This is a genomic window from Roseibium sp. AWQ4_254 (genome assembly GCF_056161025.1).
Genome location: NZ_JBSWYH010000005.1, coordinates 57,473 through 73,578 on the forward strand (window position 1 = coordinate 57,473; position 16,106 = coordinate 73,578).

Genomic DNA, 16,106 nt, shown 5'->3' on the forward strand with positions numbered 1-16,106 from the left:
AGACCGTAAGTGGCTGCAAATGACAGACGAACCGACCCTTTCAGTGGAAGACACACTTGCCGCCCTCCGGGCAATTGGCGAAACAACCCGGCTGCGTCTGATTGCACTTCTGGCGGAAAGCGAGATGACCGTCAAAGATGCCACCGCGATCCTGGGGCAAAGCCAGCCGCGCATTTCCCGGCACCTGAAGCTCCTGGCCGAAGCGGATCTGATCCAGCGCTTTCCCGAAGGGTCGTGGGTCTATTACCGGCTGGCCGATGGCCCGGAAGGGGAGCTGGCCCGCGGGCTCGTTGAGAGGATTTCCCTGGATGATCCGGTGCTGGCCGCCGATCAGGACCGGTTCCGGGCCGTGCGCAAGGCCAAGGCCGATGAGGCGGCAGCCTATTTTGCCGCCCGTGCGCTGACCTGGGACCGGGAGCGCTCGCTTCATGTCTCGGAAGAAGATGTGGAGACAGCCATGCGGACCGCGCTCGGCGACACGCCGTTCCAGTCCTTTCTGGATCTTGGCACTGGCACGGGCCGCCTTCTGGAGGTTTTTTCCGACCTATACAGCTCGGCCCTCGGGGTGGACGCCTCCCATGACATGCTGGCGGTGGCCCGGGCCAATCTGGCCAAGGCCAATCTCTCCTCGGCCCAGGTCCGCCATGGCGATGTCTATGCGCTCAACGTGCCGCCCCGGTCCTTTGATGTGGTGGCGATCCATCAGGTGCTTCATTTCCTGGATGAGCCGGCCCGTGCGCTGGCCGAGGCGGCCCGGGCGCTCCGGCCCGGCGGCCGCCTGATGATTGTGGATTTCGCCCCTCACGGGCTGGAATTCCTGCGCGACAACCACGCGCACCGCCGTCTGGGTTTTGCCCGCGAGCAGATGGAACGCTGGCTTGAAGCGCTTGATCTGGATCTGGAACAGGTCACAGATCTCGTTCCCGGAGATGGCTCCGACACTAATCTTACCGTAACACTGTGGCTTGCGCGCGACCGGCGGATCATTACCGATCTGCCTGCGCGCGACACGTCCCGAGAGGTCGCCTGACATGACTGAATCCTCCGCCCGCCGTTCCCAGCAGGCCGCCCCGTCGCCCATCACGGCATCGTTCGAGTTCTTTCCGCCGAAATCCGACAAGATGGCCGCGACGCTGTGGAACACGGTGCAGCGCCTGGAACCGCTCGGCCCGTCCTTTGTCTCCGTCACCTATGGGGCCGGGGGCTCGACCCGCGAGCGCACCCACAAGACGGTTGAGCGTATCTTGCAGGAAACGGAGTTGAGCCCGGCGGCCCATCTGACTTGCGTGGGCGCCTCCCGAGAAGAAGTGGACGGGGTCATCAAAGACTATTGGGACCTGGGTGTGCGCAGTCTTGTCGCCTTGCGCGGGGATCCGCTGGAAGGCATCGGCAGCCGCTATGCTCCTCATCCGGACGGCTATGCCTATGCCACGGATCTGGTGGCCGGCATCAAGAAAATCGCCAATTTCGACATTTCCGTTTCCGGCTATCCGGAAAAGCACCCGGAAAGTGGCAATTGGCAGAGCGAGATCGAAAATCTGAAACGCAAGGTGGATGCGGGCGCGGACAGGATCATCACCCAGTATTTCTTCGACAATGACCTGTTTGACGACTATCTGGACCGGATCGCGGCCGCCGGGATCAACATTCCCGTCATTCCGGGCATACTGCCGATCCACAATTTCGAGCAGACCATGGTGTTCTCGGCCAAATGCGGCACGTCCATTCCGCAATGGCTGGCCCGCCGCTTTGCGGGGCTGCAGAACGATCCGGAGACCCGCAAGCTGGTCGGGGTGGCGATTGCCTGTGAACAGGTCATGGATCTGGTCGATCGGGGCATCAACGATTTCCATTTCTACACCATGAACCGGGCGGACCTGACCTTTGCCATCTGCCACATGCTTGGGATGGGGCAGGCGCAGCCGGAAGGCCTGGCGGCCTGACGCCTGAAACTGGACAGGACGGAGACCGCAGGTCTTTTGTCTCAATGTGTCCCTGCAAAGTCATGAAGGACCCGGTCGAAAGAGAAGGCCGGGCTCCGTGAACCACAAGACATGCGACCGGCCGGTCAACGGCTGAACAGTATCAAGTTAGGAAATGTTCGTGATCAAGTCCGATGCCTTTGAGTCCCTTCGAGATCTTGCCAAGACCCGAATTCTCGTGCTGGACGGGGCCATGGGCACCGAGCTGCAGTTGTTGAAGCTGGAGGAGGCGGATTTTCGCGGAGCGCGCTTTGCTGACTGGCCAAGCGATGTGAAGGGCAACAACGATCTTCTGAGCCTGACTCAGCCCGATGCGATCCGGAAAGTCCATGTGGATTACCTGAGAGCCGGTGCGGATATTGTCGAGACCAACACCTTCTCGTCCACCACGATTGCCCAGGCCGATTACGGTATGGAAGAGCTGGCCTATGAATTGAATTTCGAAAGCGCGAAACTGGCGCGTCAGGCCTGCGATCTGGTGACCGCCGAAGATCCGTCCCGCCCGCGTTTTGTCGCCGGGGCGCTCGGGCCAACCAACCGGACGGCCTCGATCTCGCCGGATGTGAATAACCCTGGATATCGCGCTGTTTCCTTTGATGATTTGCGCATTGCTTATGCGGAGGCCGTACGCGGCTTGATCGCAGGCGGAGCAAACATCCTGCTGGTGGAAACAATCTTTGACACACTCAACGCTAAGGCGGCCCTGTTTGCCATTGATGAGGTTTTTGAGGAAACCGGCAAGATCCTGCCGGTGATGATTTCCGGCACCATTACGGACCTGTCGGGCCGCACTTTGTCCGGCCAGACTCCGGAAGCCTTCTGGAACTCGGTGCGCCATTCAGATCCGCTCACGATCGGCCTCAACTGTGCCCTTGGGGCGAAGGAAATGCGCGCCCATGTGGATGAGCTGAGCCGGATCGCCGACACACTGGTTTGCGCTTATCCCAATGCGGGCCTGCCCAATGAATTTGGCGAATATGACGAAAGCCCGGAGCATATGGCTGGGCTGATTGAGGAATTTGCAGGGGCCGGGCTGGTCAATGTGGTCGGCGGCTGCTGCGGTACAACCCCGGCCCATATCAAGGCCATTGCCGAGGCCGTAGCGGGCAAGGCGCCGCGCGTGATCCCTGATGTCGACCGGCACATGCGCCTGTCTGGCCTTGAACCCTTTGTGGTGACGAAGGAAACCAACTTCGTCAATGTGGGGGAGCGGACCAATGTCACCGGCTCGGCCCGTTTCCGTAAGCTGATCAAGGAAGACGACTATCCGGCCGCGCTGGAGGTGGCCCGGCAGCAGGTGGAAAACGGCGCCCAGATCATCGATGTGAACATGGATGAGGGGTTGCTGGATTCTCAGGAGGCTATGGTCACCTTCCTGAATCTGGTGGCCGCCGAGCCGGACATTGCCAAGGTGCCGGTGATGATCGACAGCTCCAAATGGAGTGTCATTGAAGCCGGTCTCAAATGCATCCAGGGCAAGGGCGTCGTCAATTCGATCTCCCTGAAAGAAGGCGAAGACGCTTTTGTGGCCCAGGCTCGCCTGATCCGGCGCTACGGGGCCGCCGTTGTGGTGATGGCCTTTGACGAAGACGGCCAGGCAGACACATTTGAACGCAAGACCGAAATCTGCGCCCGATCCTATAAGGTGCTCACGGAAAAGGTCGGCTTTCCGCCGGAAGACATCATCTTTGATCCGAATATTTTTGCGGTTGCGACCGGGATCGAGGAGCACAACAATTATGGTGTTGATTTCATCGAGGCAACCGGCTGGATCCGGGAAAACCTGCCCCATGCCCATGTGTCGGGCGGGGTCTCCAACCTGTCCTTCTCCTTCCGGGGCAATGAGGCGGTGCGCGAGGCGATGCACTCGGTGTTCCTCTACCATACCATTCAGCGCGGCATGGATATGGGCATCGTCAATGCGGGGCAGCTGGCGGTCTATAACGATCTCGACGCGGAACTGCGCGAGCTGTGCGAAGACGTGGTTCTGAACCGGCGTGACGACGCCACCGACCGAATGCTGGACGCGGCCGAACGCTGGAAAGGCGAGGGCGGCAAGAAAAGAGAAGCGGACCTGACCTGGCGCACCTGGGGCGTTGCCAAGCGTCTGGAACATGCGCTGGTCCATGGCATTGCCGATTATGTGGAAGAGGACACGGAAGAGGCTCGTCAGGCCTATGACCGGCCGCTGCATGTGATCGAAGGGCCGCTGATGGATGGCATGAACGTTGTGGGCGACCTGTTCGGCTCTGGCCAGATGTTCCTGCCCCAGGTGGTCAAATCCGCCCGGGTGATGAAAAAGGCCGTCGCCTATCTGATGCCCTTCATGGAGAAGGAAAAACAGGAGCAGGGACTGACTGGCCATTCTTCGGCGGGCAAGATCCTGATGGCAACGGTGAAGGGCGATGTGCATGACATCGGCAAGAACATTGTCGGCGTTGTGCTTCAGTGCAACAATTTCGAGGTGATCGATCTGGGTGTGATGGTCCCGGCGGCCAAGATCCTGGAAACGGCCAAGGCGGAGAAGGTCGACATGATCGGCCTCAGCGGACTGATCACCCCGTCTCTCGACGAAATGTGCCACGTGGCGGCTGAACTGGAGCGCGAAAACATGGATGTGCCGCTGTTGATCGGCGGGGCAACCACCTCCAAGGTGCACACGGCGGTCAAGATCCACCCGAATTACGAGCGGGGCCAGGCCATTTATGTGACTGATGCCGGACGGGCGGTCGGAGTGGCCAGCAAGCTGATGAGTGAAGGTGGCCGCGCGCCCTATTACGCCGATATCCGTACCGAATACCGGGACATTGCCGAGAAGCACGCGGCCAGCCGGGGCAATCAGCAGCGCCTGTCCATCGCCAGGGCCCGGGACAATGCCTTCAAGCCGGATTTTGCCGCTCAGCCGCCGGTCGCCCCGAAAAAGGCGGGCGTGACCGTGTTTGACGATTTCCCGCTGGAAGAGCTGGTGCCGGTGATCGACTGGACGCCGTTTTTTGCCACCTGGGAAATCAAGGGCCGCTATCCGGCGGTTCTGACAGACAACCGCTATGGTCCGGCCGCCAAGGCGCTTTATGACGATGCCCGGCGAATGCTGGACGAGATTGTCGAAAAGAAGCTTTTGACCGCGCGCGGCGTGGCCAATATCTGGCCAGCCAATGCGGTTGGCGACGATATCCGCCTGTTCACCGACGAGAGCCGCGATCAGGAACTGGCGACCTTCCACAGCCTGCGCCAGCAGATGTCCAGAACCGCAGGCGGGCGCGCCAATATTGCGCTCAGCGATTTCGTGGCACCGCTGGACAGCGGCGTGAAAGACTGGCTCGGCGGGTTTGCGGTCACGGCCGGGCATGGCGAAGACGCGCTTGCCGCGCGCTATGCGCTGGAAGGGGATGACTATAACAAGATCCTGTCCCAGGCCCTTGCCGACCGGCTGGCCGAGGCCTTTGCCGAAAAGCTCCACGAGATTGTCCGCAAGGATCTGTGGGGCTATGCGGCAGACGAAACCCTGTCCAGCGAAGAGCTTATTGCCGAAACCTATCAGGGCATCCGCCCGGCACCCGGCTATCCGGCCCAGCCGGACCACACGGAAAAGGACACGTTGTTCAAGCTGCTGGATGCGGAACGCCTGACCGGCATCCAGCTGACGGAGAGCCGGGCCATGCTACCGGGGTCCTCGGTTTCCGGGCTTTATTTTGCCCATGCGGACAGCCATTATTTTGGCGTCGGCAAGATCGAGCGCGATCAGGTTGAGGACTACGCCGCCCGTAAGGGCTGGGATGTGGCGCTGGCCGAACGCTGGCTGGCCCCGATCCTCAATTATGACCCGGCGCGCCGGGAAGCGGCGGAATAGAAACTGCTTTCTGCCTGACACAGGCTTTTCTCCTGCCGCCCCGGTGCATCGCTGAGGACTGATGGCGGGCTCTCCTGCGCGAGGTCCCGGCTCAAGGCCGGGACGGCACGTGGAACGACTGTCAGCGCCTTTCCAAAGCATGTTTGCTCTCTTATCCCTCCCAGCCTGACTTGTTGCTCGCCAGCTTCACCGCAAACTCAGCGCCGTCCCGCACCCGATGCGGGACCTCGTTGGCCCGAATTCAGGTTCTGGCCGCGAAGGGCCCCGGCGCTGAGGGGCGTTACCGGTGCCGCTTAAGCAGGCGGAAACAGAACCAGCTCTGGAAGTGAGTGGGGCTCCGGTTAAGCCGTGGATACCTCGGGGGGATTGGTCTTTTCACCAGCGCAGGCAACACGGCCAGCCTCATCCTGACGAAGGCTGCATGGCCTGTCGCTAAGGATGGACAGCTCGCTCCGACGCCATGGCCGGTGTTTCGATGGCCGGTCTTTCGATACGGGCCTTCGCAGGGGGAAAAATCCTGCGGGCGGCCAAGGGGTTTCTTCAGGCGCCTCTTTATGCACAGGCCGTGCGGTGGATAACCCACAGGGGTGTTGCGGATTTGTGTGAGTAAATTGAACGGCTTGCTGGCGCCGGTAACTCTGTTTGTGAAAATGCACATAGTGCACCCTTGAAAAGTGCACATAGTGCGCTATTATTGATTTTATCGAGTGGCCGTAGAAAAATATCAGCGGACCACACAAGGAGAAAAACAATGACTGTGCATATCGCCAGAATCTTTCTGGTCCAACACCGCCAGGATTATCACCGGGACCGCCTGTCATGGCTGCCCGCACCGCTTTACCGCTCCTGGCGTGAGGCCTCACCAACCACTCAGGACCCTTCCTAAGGTTCCTGACGGCCGGGCCAATCCCAAACAGGCCCCAAGAAGAAGAACACTCTGCAAGACCGGACACCCCCTTGCCCCTGGTGTCCGCCCACCTTCAAAGAAAACCCGGCTTGTGCCGGGTTTTTTTGCGTCTGGAGCCGGACGGTAGAACACGGGTCACACGGCCGGAAACAGCTCTGCTACAGCTGCCTGTCCCTTGGGGAGGATATGTACAGCCCGGCTGTCCGCCTCGCGCCTCAGCCAGCCCTGGTCCTGAAAGCGGGTGAGGAGGGCTGCGCCCAACGCGCCTGCCAGATGGTTGCGCCGTTCGCTCCAGTCAAGGCAGGCCCGGCAGAGCGGGCGGCGGCCTTTCTTCAGCTCCGCCAGATCTACGCCAAGGCCGCTCACGAAGCTTTCTCCCGCTGCGGTCAGGCCGAGACCGCCCGTATCCCGGGTGGCAATCAGGAAGCCGCGCGCCTGCAAACTGTCAAAGATCCTGACCGCCATGTCGCCCGCCAGATGGTCATAGCAGACCCGGGCAGCGCGCAGGGCCGGGTCTTTCGGGCCGGTGCGGGTGCGCAGATGCCCATTGCGGGCGGCGAGCCCCATCAGCGCTTCCAGCGTTACCCCCACCTCGGGGCCTGCCAGGGAAAAATAGCGGTGCCGTCCCTGTCTGGCCTGGGTCAGCAGCCCGCCATCCTGCAGTTTTTTCAGGTGGGAACTGGCGGTTGGGCCGGTGATCCCGGCCTCCGCCGCCAGTTCGGTTGCAGTCAGTGCCTTGCCGCTCAAAAGCGCGCTCAAGATGTTGGCCCGGGCCGGATCGCCGATCAGGGCGCCAAGGCGGGCAATATCGGGTCCGTCCTTCATGGTTTGATCCTCATCGAAGCATTCATGAGGCAGACCATGGCACACAGGTGGCCTCACCGGCAAATCAAAAGGACGCTTGCCATGATCACCTGTTTCATCCGCTACCAAATCGACCCGGCCCAAAAAGCCGCCTTTGAGCTCTATGCGCGCAACTGGGGCCAGGCGATCCCGCGCTGCGGCGCAGATCTTATCGGCTATTTCGCGCCCCATGAAGGCTCCACGACGCTGGCCTATGGGGTCTATTCGGTGGAGAACCTGGCCGCCTATGAAGCTTATCGGGCCCGGTTGGCGGCCGATCCGCTGGGACGGGAAAATTATGAATTTGCCCAGAAGGAGAAATTCATCTTGCGGGAAGACCGCACCTTTTTGAAACTGGCCTCCGCACCGCATGGACGGGGAGGAGAGCGTTTGTGATTGCCGTGATTTTTGAAGTGATCCCGAAGGGGGACATGGAGCAAAACTATCTGGATATGGCAGCGGAAATGCGCCCGCTCGTAGAGCAGATCGACGGATTTATATCCGTCGAGCGCTTTCAGAGCCTGACCAATCCTGAAAAGCTTCTGTCGCTGTCCTTTTTCCGCGATGAGGAGGCGCTGGCCGAGTGGCGGCGGCTGACAGCGCACAGAAAGGCGCAGCAGGCCGGGCGCAGCAGTTATTTTAAGGACTACCGGCTGCGGGTTGCCCATGTTCTGCGCGATTACGGCATGGAGCGCCGCGAGGAAGCCCCGGAAGACAGCAAGGCGCTGCACGGATAACGCATGTTCGCAAGCGGGCGCGGCTGTGAGGCTTGTCTGAGCGGCACCGGACAATTGCGGAGGCAGTGGCTGAACCCTTGCCGGAATTTACCTTGCCAGTGTGGGCCGTGTTCTGATCAACTGACCGGGACGCCGGACAACAACAGCCGGTGTGTGCCAAAGATGAACCGGCAAGGAGATCCCATGAGCTTTCTGACCGTTTACAAGGCAGGGTCCCGGCCTAGCCGGCAGGCCAATCCGGAGTATTTCACCGGCACAGTCTGGCAGGACCCGGTGATCGAAGCGCCAGTGCCCGCAAGGCTCAGGGCCTTGCGGGTGACCTTTGAGCCCGGCGCACGCACCCATTGGCACACCCATCCGCTGGGCCAAACGCTGCAGGTTCTGCAAGGGGCCGGGTTTGTACAGCTCTGGGGCCAGGACAAGCTCCCGATCCTGCCCGGCGATGTGATCTGGATCCCTCCGGGAGCAAAACATTGGCACGGGGCGGGTCCCACCACCTCCATGGAGCATCTTGCCATGCAGGAGGAAGCGGACGGATCGGTGGCCGACTGGCTGGAAGCGGTTGACGACGCGACCTATGCCAAGGCCGGCTGATCGCCCCTGATTTCAGCGGACTGGCACTTTGACCTCTGCCACCAGTCCGCCCTCTGGCCGGTTGGCCAGGGTGATTGTGCCGCCATGGGCGTGGATGATCGAGCGTGTGATGGCAAGGCCCAGGCCGATGCCTCCGGTTTCTTCATTGCGGGAATCATCCAGCCGCACAAAGGGCTCAAACACATCCTTCAGCCGGTCTTGCGGAATGCCGGGGCCTTCATCCAGCACCCGGATCAGAATGTCATCCGCCGTTCTGGTGCCCTCCACCTGGACGCGGTGGCCATAGCGGAGTCCGTTTTCGATCAGGTTGCGCAGGGCGCGTTTCAGTGCCATGGGACGGCAGGAGAGGGTGAGATCCGGGCCGGTGGGAATACCGCACTCTTCTCCAAGATCGGCAAACTCCGCACCCAGACGCTCCAGTATGGCTGCGAGATCCGTGTCCTCGGCGGTTTCCGCGTGGGCTTCGTCTTTGGCAAACCGCAAGGTTGCCTCGGTCATGGCCGCCATTTCCTCGAGCGTTTCGATGATCTTGTCGCGGTTTTCCTCATCCTCGATGAATTCCGCCCGGATGCGCAGGGAGGTGATCGGGGTGCGCAGGTCATGGCTGATCGCCGCCAGCATGCGCGTGCGGTCCTTCACGAACCGTGTCAGCCGGTCCTGCATGTCATTGAAGGAAGACGTTAGGGCCCGGATCTCAGCTGGACCGCTCGGGGTCAGCGGCGCCTGTTCTTCGCCGCGGCCGAGTTTTTCAGCCGACACCGCCAGCTCCTTCAGGGGCCGGGTTACCCGCCGTACAGCCAGAACAATGATCAGCACCGTGACCAGACAAGTCACGCCCAGTTGCACAAGCAGCGAACGGAAGGCGCCCTTGGGCGGACGGTAGCTGGTGGCCACATTCAGCCAGCGGCCGTCCTGCATGCGGATAGACAGGGACAGGTCTTCCGGTTTGTTCATGATCCGGCGCAGGTTGCGCGGCCGCTCGCTGCGCGGCACGGAGCGCCAGCTTGGCGGGGTTTCGGCACGGGGCGCTGTTTGGTTCGGCCCGCGTTTTTCATCCGACAGGATATTGATATGGACCGCCTGTCCATGGGTGAGCCGCTCTGTGATGAGGTCCTGAAGCCGGACTTCGATCCGAGACTGCCCGGCTTTCTGTGCCAGCGGCGTGTCCCCCAGCCAGAAGGCGGCAAACCGGCTGCTGCTGGCGTCCAGGATCCTGTTTTGAAGGCCGGGAGGTGTTTCCCCCAGCAATTCTGCAATTGAGGCCGCCCGGGCCAGGATATTGTCCCGCGCTGCCGCCACCAGGGCAATCCGGCGCTCGTCGTGAAAAATCCAGATGTTGAAGGCCTGGGCCGCAAAAATCGCGGTCACCAGCAGGATGCTCAGCTGGGAGGCGAGAGAACGCGGCCACAGGCTGCCGAACAATTCGTTCCCGGGGGCGGGGGCAAGTTCTGCCTGTGTCATGCGCTGGTGTCTTTCACGTCGGCGGTGAACATATAGCCGCCGCCCCAGACGGTCTTGATCAGTTTGGGGTCTTTCGGATCGGTCTCGATCTTGCGGCGCAGGCGGGAGACCTGATTGTCGATGGACCTGTCAAAGACCGCCGGGGTCCGGCCCGTTGTCAGGTCCATGAGCTGGTCCCGGTTCAGGACCATTTTTGGGCGTTTCAAGAAGGCGCAGAGCAGCTGGAATTCGCCACTGGACAAGGGCACCTCGGCCCCTTGTGGATCGGCAAGTTCGCGCCGGGAGACATTCAGCGACCAACCGTCGAAACACAGATTATCCTGGTCGATCGGATCGCGTTCCTTGGGTGCCAGCGAGGTGCGCCGCAGGACGGCGCGGATCCTGGCGAGCAATTCGCGGGGGTTGAACGGCTTGGTGACATAGTCATCCGCCCCGATCTCCAGCCCGATCACCCGGTCCGTGTCATCGGCCATGGCGGTGAGCAGAATGACGGGAAGGGATCCGGTTTCCACCAGATGCCGGCATAGGGACAGGCCATCTTCCCCCGGCATCATGATGTCGAGTACGACCAGATCAATGGCGGCCGCCTTCAGGGTCTTGCGTGCATGGGCGGCGTTTTCGGCCGTTGTCGCGCGCAGGCCGTTCTTGATCAGATAACGGGCCAGGGTTTCGCGGATATCACGGTGGTCATCCACCACAAGAATATGCGGGCTCGGTTCGCTCACAAGGTTCTCCAGTCGGCGTGCCCTTGACGGGGCGTCTTCATTCGGTCTGCGCGTCTGCTGTCCGGCTGTGACGAGCACAGAGGCGAGGCCGTTGTTTCCGCAACAAGAATAAGCGCTCCAGCAGCCGTTTGCGCCGGGAACTTGTATCAAAATGTATCGTTGGCGCCCAGCGGGACAGTTGGGGACACTTCCCGTCCTTTTGGCGGGTATTCCTGCGACAATTGCCACCTACCTTCAGCGCATAGACAAACCGAGGAGTTGTTGGAATGAAACCGTTCAAGACGTTTGCAATTGCTGCTTTGGCTGCCAGTGTCGCAGGCACGGCGCTGACCGCCGGTCTTCCCGCCATGGCCCAGGGCGCGCCTGCAGCCAGGGACGGGGGCGGGCAGATGGAACCGGCGTTTGCACCGGCATTTGCTCATATGGGGGACTGGCGCGGAAAACGCGGCCCGGGACGTGGTGCGCGCGCCGAGCGCCTGTTTGAGCGTTTCGACGCCGATCAGGATGGCGTTATCACAAAGGAAGAGATCCTTGAGATCAAGACCCGGGACTTTGCCAGTGCCGACACGGATGGCAACGGCGAGATCAGCCTGGAAGAATTCAAGGCGCAGTTCCTGGAGCGCTCGCGCGACCGAATGGTTCGGGCCTTCCAGTTTCTGGACCGGGATGGCGATGGCTCCGTGACCCAGGCCGAGGCCGACAAGGTTGCGAACCGGATATTCAGCCGGCTGGACAAGGATGGCAATGGCGCCGTGGAACGGGTGCGCGGGCCGCGCAGTGCGGACGCAGCCGCCGCCCGGGACGGCAAGCCGGACCAGCCTGCAAAGGCGGGCAAACCCGAGCGCCGGGCGGAGGCAGGAAAGCGGATGGGCCGGGGTGGCCCGCATCAGGGCCGCGGTGGACCGGCACGCATGTTCATGGCCCTCTTCGACACGGACGGCACCGGCTCTGTCTCGCGGGAGGAATTTGATGCCCGCCGGGCGGACTTGTTTGCCCTTGCGGACACCGATGGCAGCGGCTCCTTCACGCTGGAGACTTTCGGGCCGCTGTGGCTGGAACTCAACAATCAGCGCATTGTGCATATGTTTCAGCGGGCAGATGCCGATGGCAGCCTGGGGCTGACGGAAGAGGAAGCCGGCCGGCAGCTTGAGCGCATGATGGAACGGGCCGACCGGAACGGCGACGGTGTCATCACCAAGGCCGATTTCAAAGGCGGCCGGAAGGGGGGCCCGAAAGACGGTGCGCCTTGGAAACAGCGCGGCTGAGCCAGGTCACCTGAGAGACAGTTTTGCCACGGCCCGGGGGACCCCGGGCCGTGGCTTTGTGTGTCCGCAAACCGTTCCGTTACGGGAATTTCAAGGATTTCCCGTTACAAGGCCCGCCGGAACGACCAAACGGGACCCGTCATCAGGGGGAATGGATGACCAAGCCGGATCTGAACGCATTTGTCGCAGCGAAACTTGCCGACGGGCATGTGGGGGAAGACGATGTGATCATGCTTCGCCGCTATATCTACGGCGACATGGTTGTCTCGCTCGAAGAAGGGGCGGCGCTCTTTCGCCTGAACACGGCCGGGCTTGCCTATGCTCCGGCCTGGTACGAGCTTTTTCCTGAAGCCATTGCCGATATTCTGGTCAATCAGGCGCGGCCGGAAGGCTATGTCTCCGAGGAGAATGCGCAGTGGCTGATCGGCCAGATCACGGCAGACGGTCATGTCTGTGTCCGTTCGGAACTGGATGCTGTACTGAATGTTCTGGAAAAGGCGCGGCAAGCGCCGGAACGACTGGAACAGTTTGCCCTGAAAACCGTGGCCCAGTCGGTCCTGTCGGGCAAGGGCGCCACCCGTGCCGGGTCCGACCTCAAGCCGGGTGTTATTTCTGATGGTGAAGTTGAGCTGCTGCGCCGGGTGCTTTATGCCGGGGCGGGGTGCGGCGGACTGGCCGTGTCACGGGCAGAGGCAGACATTCTTTTTGACTTGAACGATGCGACCATTGAGGCCGAAAATGCTCCGGCCTGGTCGGAGCTGTTCACCAAGGCGGTTGCCAATCACATGATGGCGCTGTCCGGGTTCACCCCGCCTGCGCGCGAAGTTGCCTTGGCCCGGGAGGATTGGCTGGACAAACCCGGCGGCTTTGAAGGTGGTCTTGGCGGATTTTTCCGCAGCATGTTCAGTGGCGGTGCCCGCGGGGTCTGGGAGGCTCATGCGCAGGACACGGACCCATCTGCTGCTCGGGGCGCCGCGATGGCAGCCGAGATTGCCGCAAATGAGGTTGTAACCGAAGACGAGGCCTCCTGGCTTGTGGAACGAATTGGCCGCGACGGCGTCTTACACGAAAATGAAAAGGCTTTGCTGCGCTTTATCCGCGAGGACAGCCCGCACATCCATCCGGCCTTGCGTCCTCTCCTGGACAAACTGGACTGACACAGCATTTGGCGTGGAGCTTTCTCTTGCCTCTTTCGGCCCGGATGGCCGTTAGCGCCACCTGCCTTTAACGCCACTTTATGGAACAGCCGATGGACGGGATCTGCTCGTCCGGCCCCCGTCCACTTGCGGCAATCTGCACCATGGCCTCATAAAGGTCCCGGCGCAGGTTCTGTGAAGAGGCGTTCATGCGGGTGGCATCCAGGCGGCCCCGGTATTGCAGGCCAAGTGCAGAATTGAAACCGAAGAAATCCGGCGTGCAGACCGCGCCGTAGCTTCTGGCAACGCTCTGATCCGCATCGTGCAGATAGCGGAACGGAAAAGCATGGCGCTCGGCCATGTCCCGCATGTTGTCAAAGCCGTCGGCCGGATAGGCCTCTGCATCATTTGAGCAGATGGCCGCGACACCGATCCCAAGGGGTTTCAGGTCCTGGGCATCTCGGATGATCTTGTCGAGAATGGCCAGCACAAACGGGCAATGGTTGCAGATGAACATCACCAATGTACCGTTTTCCCCGGCCAGTTCCGTCAAGGTGTGGTGCCCGCCATCGGTTCCGGGCAGGGCGAATTGAGGCGCATGCCAGCCGAAGTCGCAGACAGGCGGGTTGAGAGCTGCCATGGGGTCCTCCCGGATCTTGAACGCTTTCCGGCCCCAGAGGTAGCTGGGCGCCACGTTTTCTTTCCCGGGCAGTGTCGGCTTTTAACGCAGCTGTTTCAAGGCAGTTGTGCCGAGGGCCCTTGCAACGGTTCTTGAAAAAGCCCGGGGGACGTTTTTTGACTTGCGTCCCGGTGCGAAGGGGCGCATATAGCAAGTGCCCAAATTCGCACGTGCCCGTGGCTGTTCATGGGGTGTTTTTGAGAAACACGTCTTAAGGGGCTGTTGCCAGAACAAACCGCCAAGGGGCGGGCAGCAGATCCGTACAGCTGAAAGCAACGACGTAAGAGGGCTTTTTTGGTCTCTGCCGGGGGTTCCAATCTCCGGCGTCACTGAAGAGGCACTTGTTACTTCCTTGCCCGACGTGCGGCTCGGTTCCTCCGATCCAATCAACGGCATTCCCGACGCGGGAAAGCGCAACGGTCTGTCATCAAGACCCTGTCGCCCAACCGTCGCTGCGCGCAACCCGGCTTCCGGTTCCATCCCGGGGGAGGCCCGGTGCGTTGCGCAGCACCCTGCGACGAGACCTGCAGCGCGCCGGCCAGACAGCCGATAGCCGCGTGGCTGTGGCCAGATGTGAGAGGGGGCTTCCCCATGAGTGAACGTATCCGTGATTTTCTGCGCCAGCGGGAGGGGGACGGCCCCTGCGTGGTGGTCGATCTCGACATTGTGCGCGAGAACTTTCAGGCCTTTGCCAAATCCCTGCCTGACACATCCGTCTATTACGCGGTCAAGGCCAACCCGGCCCCGGAAATCCTGGCGCTGCTGGAGCGGCTGGGATCCTCGTTCGACTGTGCCTCCGTGGGTGAAATCGAACTGGTTCTGGCAACCGGCGCGGCTGCAAGCCGGATTTCCTATGGCAATACGATCAAGAAGGAAAAAGACATTGCGCGTGCCTTTGACTATGGCGTCCGGCTCTTTGCAGTCGACTGCATTGAAGAAGTGGAAAAGATCGCCCGCGCAGCGCCTGGAGCAAGTGTCTTCTGCCGGGTCCTGTGTGACGGTGCGGGGGCCGAATGGCCGCTATCGCGCAAATTCGGCTGCGATGCGGACATGGCATCCGACGTCCTGGAACACGCCCACCGTCTCGGCCTTGCAGCTCACGGGGTGTCCTTCCACGTCGGCTCCCAGCAAGCCAACCTCGACGCATGGGATCACGCTCTCGCCATGGCGGCAGGGGTCTTTCAAGAAACCGCGCGACGCGGCATCACGTTGAAAATGGTCAATATGGGGGGCGGGTTTCCCGCCCGCTACCTGAAAGACGTGCCAGGCGTGCCCACCTATGGTGAGGCAATCTTCCAGGCCCTGTGCCGTCATTTCGGCAACCGGCTGCCTGCGACCATCATAGAGCCGGGCCGGGGCATGGTCGGCAATGCGGGCATGATTGAAGCCGAAGTGGTGCTGATCTCCAGAAAATCCACGGGAGAAGAAACCCGCTGGGTCTATCTGGATATCGGCAAGTTCCACGGTCTGGCCGAGACCATGGACGAGGCCATCCGCTATCCGATCCGCACCCCCCGGGATGGGGATCGTACTGCGCCCTGTGTGCTGGCGGGCCCAACCTGCGACAGTGTTGATGTGCTCTACGAAAAGACGCCTTACGAGTTGCCGGTTAGTCTGGCGATTGGCGACAAGGTGCTGATCGAAGCCTGCGGCGCCTATACGACGACCTATTCGTCTGTCGGCTTCAACGGATTCGCCCCGCTGGAATCCTTTGTGATCTGATCGAATGCTATCCGTTGAGCTCGGCAAAAAGCCGCGTTGCGGCGCCGGAGACCCCGGTGCCGTAAAAAAAAGGCAGCAGGGCTTGAAATCTGTCGGAAAACCGGTCACTTCTAGCGAAAGGCGCAACAAGTGCGCCTCTGTGCAAGAGAACAAGACCTGCCGGACCCTTGGCGTTTGAAGGGCGGCGCAGAGACCGGAGACGACA

Annotated in this window: 14 protein-coding genes; 10 read left to right on the plus strand and 4 right to left on the minus strand. The window is 61.4% G+C overall.

Features of this window, described 5'->3' with window-relative positions; translation table 11 throughout:
- Positions 1 to 19: 19 nt before the first annotated feature.
- From ACXAIC_RS05145 to ACXAIC_RS05160, 4 genes are all read left to right on the plus strand, one after another.
- Positions 20 to 1,030 (plus strand): ArsR/SmtB family transcription factor, encoded by a 1,011-nt coding sequence (locus ACXAIC_RS05145; protein ID WP_475174341.1) that lies wholly within the window; start codon positions 20 to 22, stop codon positions 1,028 to 1,030.
- A 1-nt stretch (position 1,031) separates the two neighbouring features.
- Positions 1,032 to 1,943 (plus strand): methylenetetrahydrofolate reductase [NAD(P)H], encoded by a 912-nt coding sequence (metF, locus tag ACXAIC_RS05150; RefSeq protein ID WP_475174344.1) that lies wholly within the window; start codon positions 1,032 to 1,034, stop codon positions 1,941 to 1,943.
- 154 nt (positions 1,944 to 2,097) lie between these two features.
- Positions 2,098 to 5,832 (plus strand): methionine synthase, encoded by a 3,735-nt coding sequence (gene metH, locus ACXAIC_RS05155; protein WP_475174346.1) that lies wholly within the window; start codon positions 2,098 to 2,100, stop codon positions 5,830 to 5,832.
- Positions 5,833 to 6,583: 751 nt separating this feature from the next.
- On the plus strand, positions 6,584 to 6,718 hold the full coding sequence (locus tag ACXAIC_RS05160) for a hypothetical protein (protein ID WP_475174348.1): 135 nt from the start codon (positions 6,584 to 6,586) through the stop codon (positions 6,716 to 6,718).
- 156 nt (positions 6,719 to 6,874) lie between these two features.
- Here the strand turns inward: ACXAIC_RS05160 and ACXAIC_RS05165 are convergent, their stop codons facing one another.
- Positions 6,875 to 7,564 (minus strand): ArsR/SmtB family transcription factor, encoded by a 690-nt coding sequence (locus tag ACXAIC_RS05165; RefSeq protein ID WP_475174350.1) that lies wholly within the window; start codon positions 7,562 to 7,564, stop codon positions 6,875 to 6,877.
- An 81-nt stretch (positions 7,565 to 7,645) separates the two neighbouring features.
- Here ACXAIC_RS05165 and ACXAIC_RS05170 point away from each other — a divergent pair, with 81 nt between their 5' ends.
- The 3 genes from ACXAIC_RS05170 (at position 7,646) to ACXAIC_RS05180 (ending at position 8,913) form a co-directional block, all read left to right on the plus strand.
- A complete protein-coding gene (locus tag ACXAIC_RS05170) occupies positions 7,646 to 7,978 on the plus strand; it encodes an NIPSNAP family protein (protein ID WP_475174352.1) in 333 nt (110 codons plus the stop codon).
- Positions 7,975 to 8,319, plus strand: coding sequence for an antibiotic biosynthesis monooxygenase family protein (locus ACXAIC_RS05175; RefSeq protein WP_475174355.1), 345 nt, complete (start codon positions 7,975 to 7,977; stop codon positions 8,317 to 8,319). The genes ACXAIC_RS05170 and ACXAIC_RS05175 overlap by 4 nt, the downstream gene beginning before the upstream one ends.
- 183 nt (positions 8,320 to 8,502) lie before the next feature.
- Positions 8,503 to 8,913: a (R)-mandelonitrile lyase gene (locus ACXAIC_RS05180; protein ID WP_475174356.1), complete on the plus strand. Its 411-nt coding sequence runs from the start codon at positions 8,503 to 8,505 to the stop codon at positions 8,911 to 8,913.
- Positions 8,914 to 8,925: 12 nt separating this feature from the next.
- Here the strand turns inward: ACXAIC_RS05180 and ACXAIC_RS05185 are convergent, their stop codons facing one another.
- Complete coding sequence (locus ACXAIC_RS05185; RefSeq protein ID WP_475174358.1) at positions 8,926 to 10,374, minus strand: ATP-binding protein; 1,449 nt, start codon at positions 10,372 to 10,374, stop codon at positions 8,926 to 8,928.
- Positions 10,371 to 11,099, minus strand: a complete 729-nt coding sequence (locus ACXAIC_RS05190; RefSeq protein WP_475174360.1) for a response regulator — start codon at positions 11,097 to 11,099, stop codon at positions 10,371 to 10,373. Before ACXAIC_RS05190 ends, ACXAIC_RS05185 begins: the two co-directional genes overlap by 4 nt.
- Positions 11,100 to 11,365: 266 nt before the next feature.
- Here ACXAIC_RS05190 and ACXAIC_RS05195 point away from each other — a divergent pair, with 266 nt between their 5' ends.
- Together ACXAIC_RS05195 and ACXAIC_RS05200 are read left to right on the plus strand one after the other, a co-directional pair.
- Entirely contained in the window at positions 11,366 to 12,364 is a 999-nt protein-coding gene (locus ACXAIC_RS05195) for an EF-hand domain-containing protein (protein WP_475174362.1), read from the plus strand.
- A gap of 155 nt (positions 12,365 to 12,519) precedes the next feature.
- A complete protein-coding gene (locus tag ACXAIC_RS05200) occupies positions 12,520 to 13,521 on the plus strand; it encodes a hypothetical protein (RefSeq protein ID WP_475174365.1) in 1,002 nt (333 codons plus the stop codon).
- A gap of 67 nt (positions 13,522 to 13,588) precedes the next feature.
- Here ACXAIC_RS05200 and ACXAIC_RS05205 read toward each other — a convergent pair whose 3' ends face one another.
- Complete coding sequence (locus tag ACXAIC_RS05205; RefSeq protein WP_475174601.1) at positions 13,589 to 14,140, minus strand: thioredoxin family protein; 552 nt, start codon at positions 14,138 to 14,140, stop codon at positions 13,589 to 13,591.
- A 630-nt stretch (positions 14,141 to 14,770) separates the two neighbouring features.
- On the opposite strand from ACXAIC_RS05205, the gene ACXAIC_RS05210 reads away from it, so the two are divergent.
- Positions 14,771 to 15,901: a type III PLP-dependent enzyme gene (locus ACXAIC_RS05210; RefSeq protein ID WP_475174368.1), complete on the plus strand. Its 1,131-nt coding sequence runs from the start codon at positions 14,771 to 14,773 to the stop codon at positions 15,899 to 15,901.
- Positions 15,902 to 16,106: the final 205 nt, after the last annotated feature.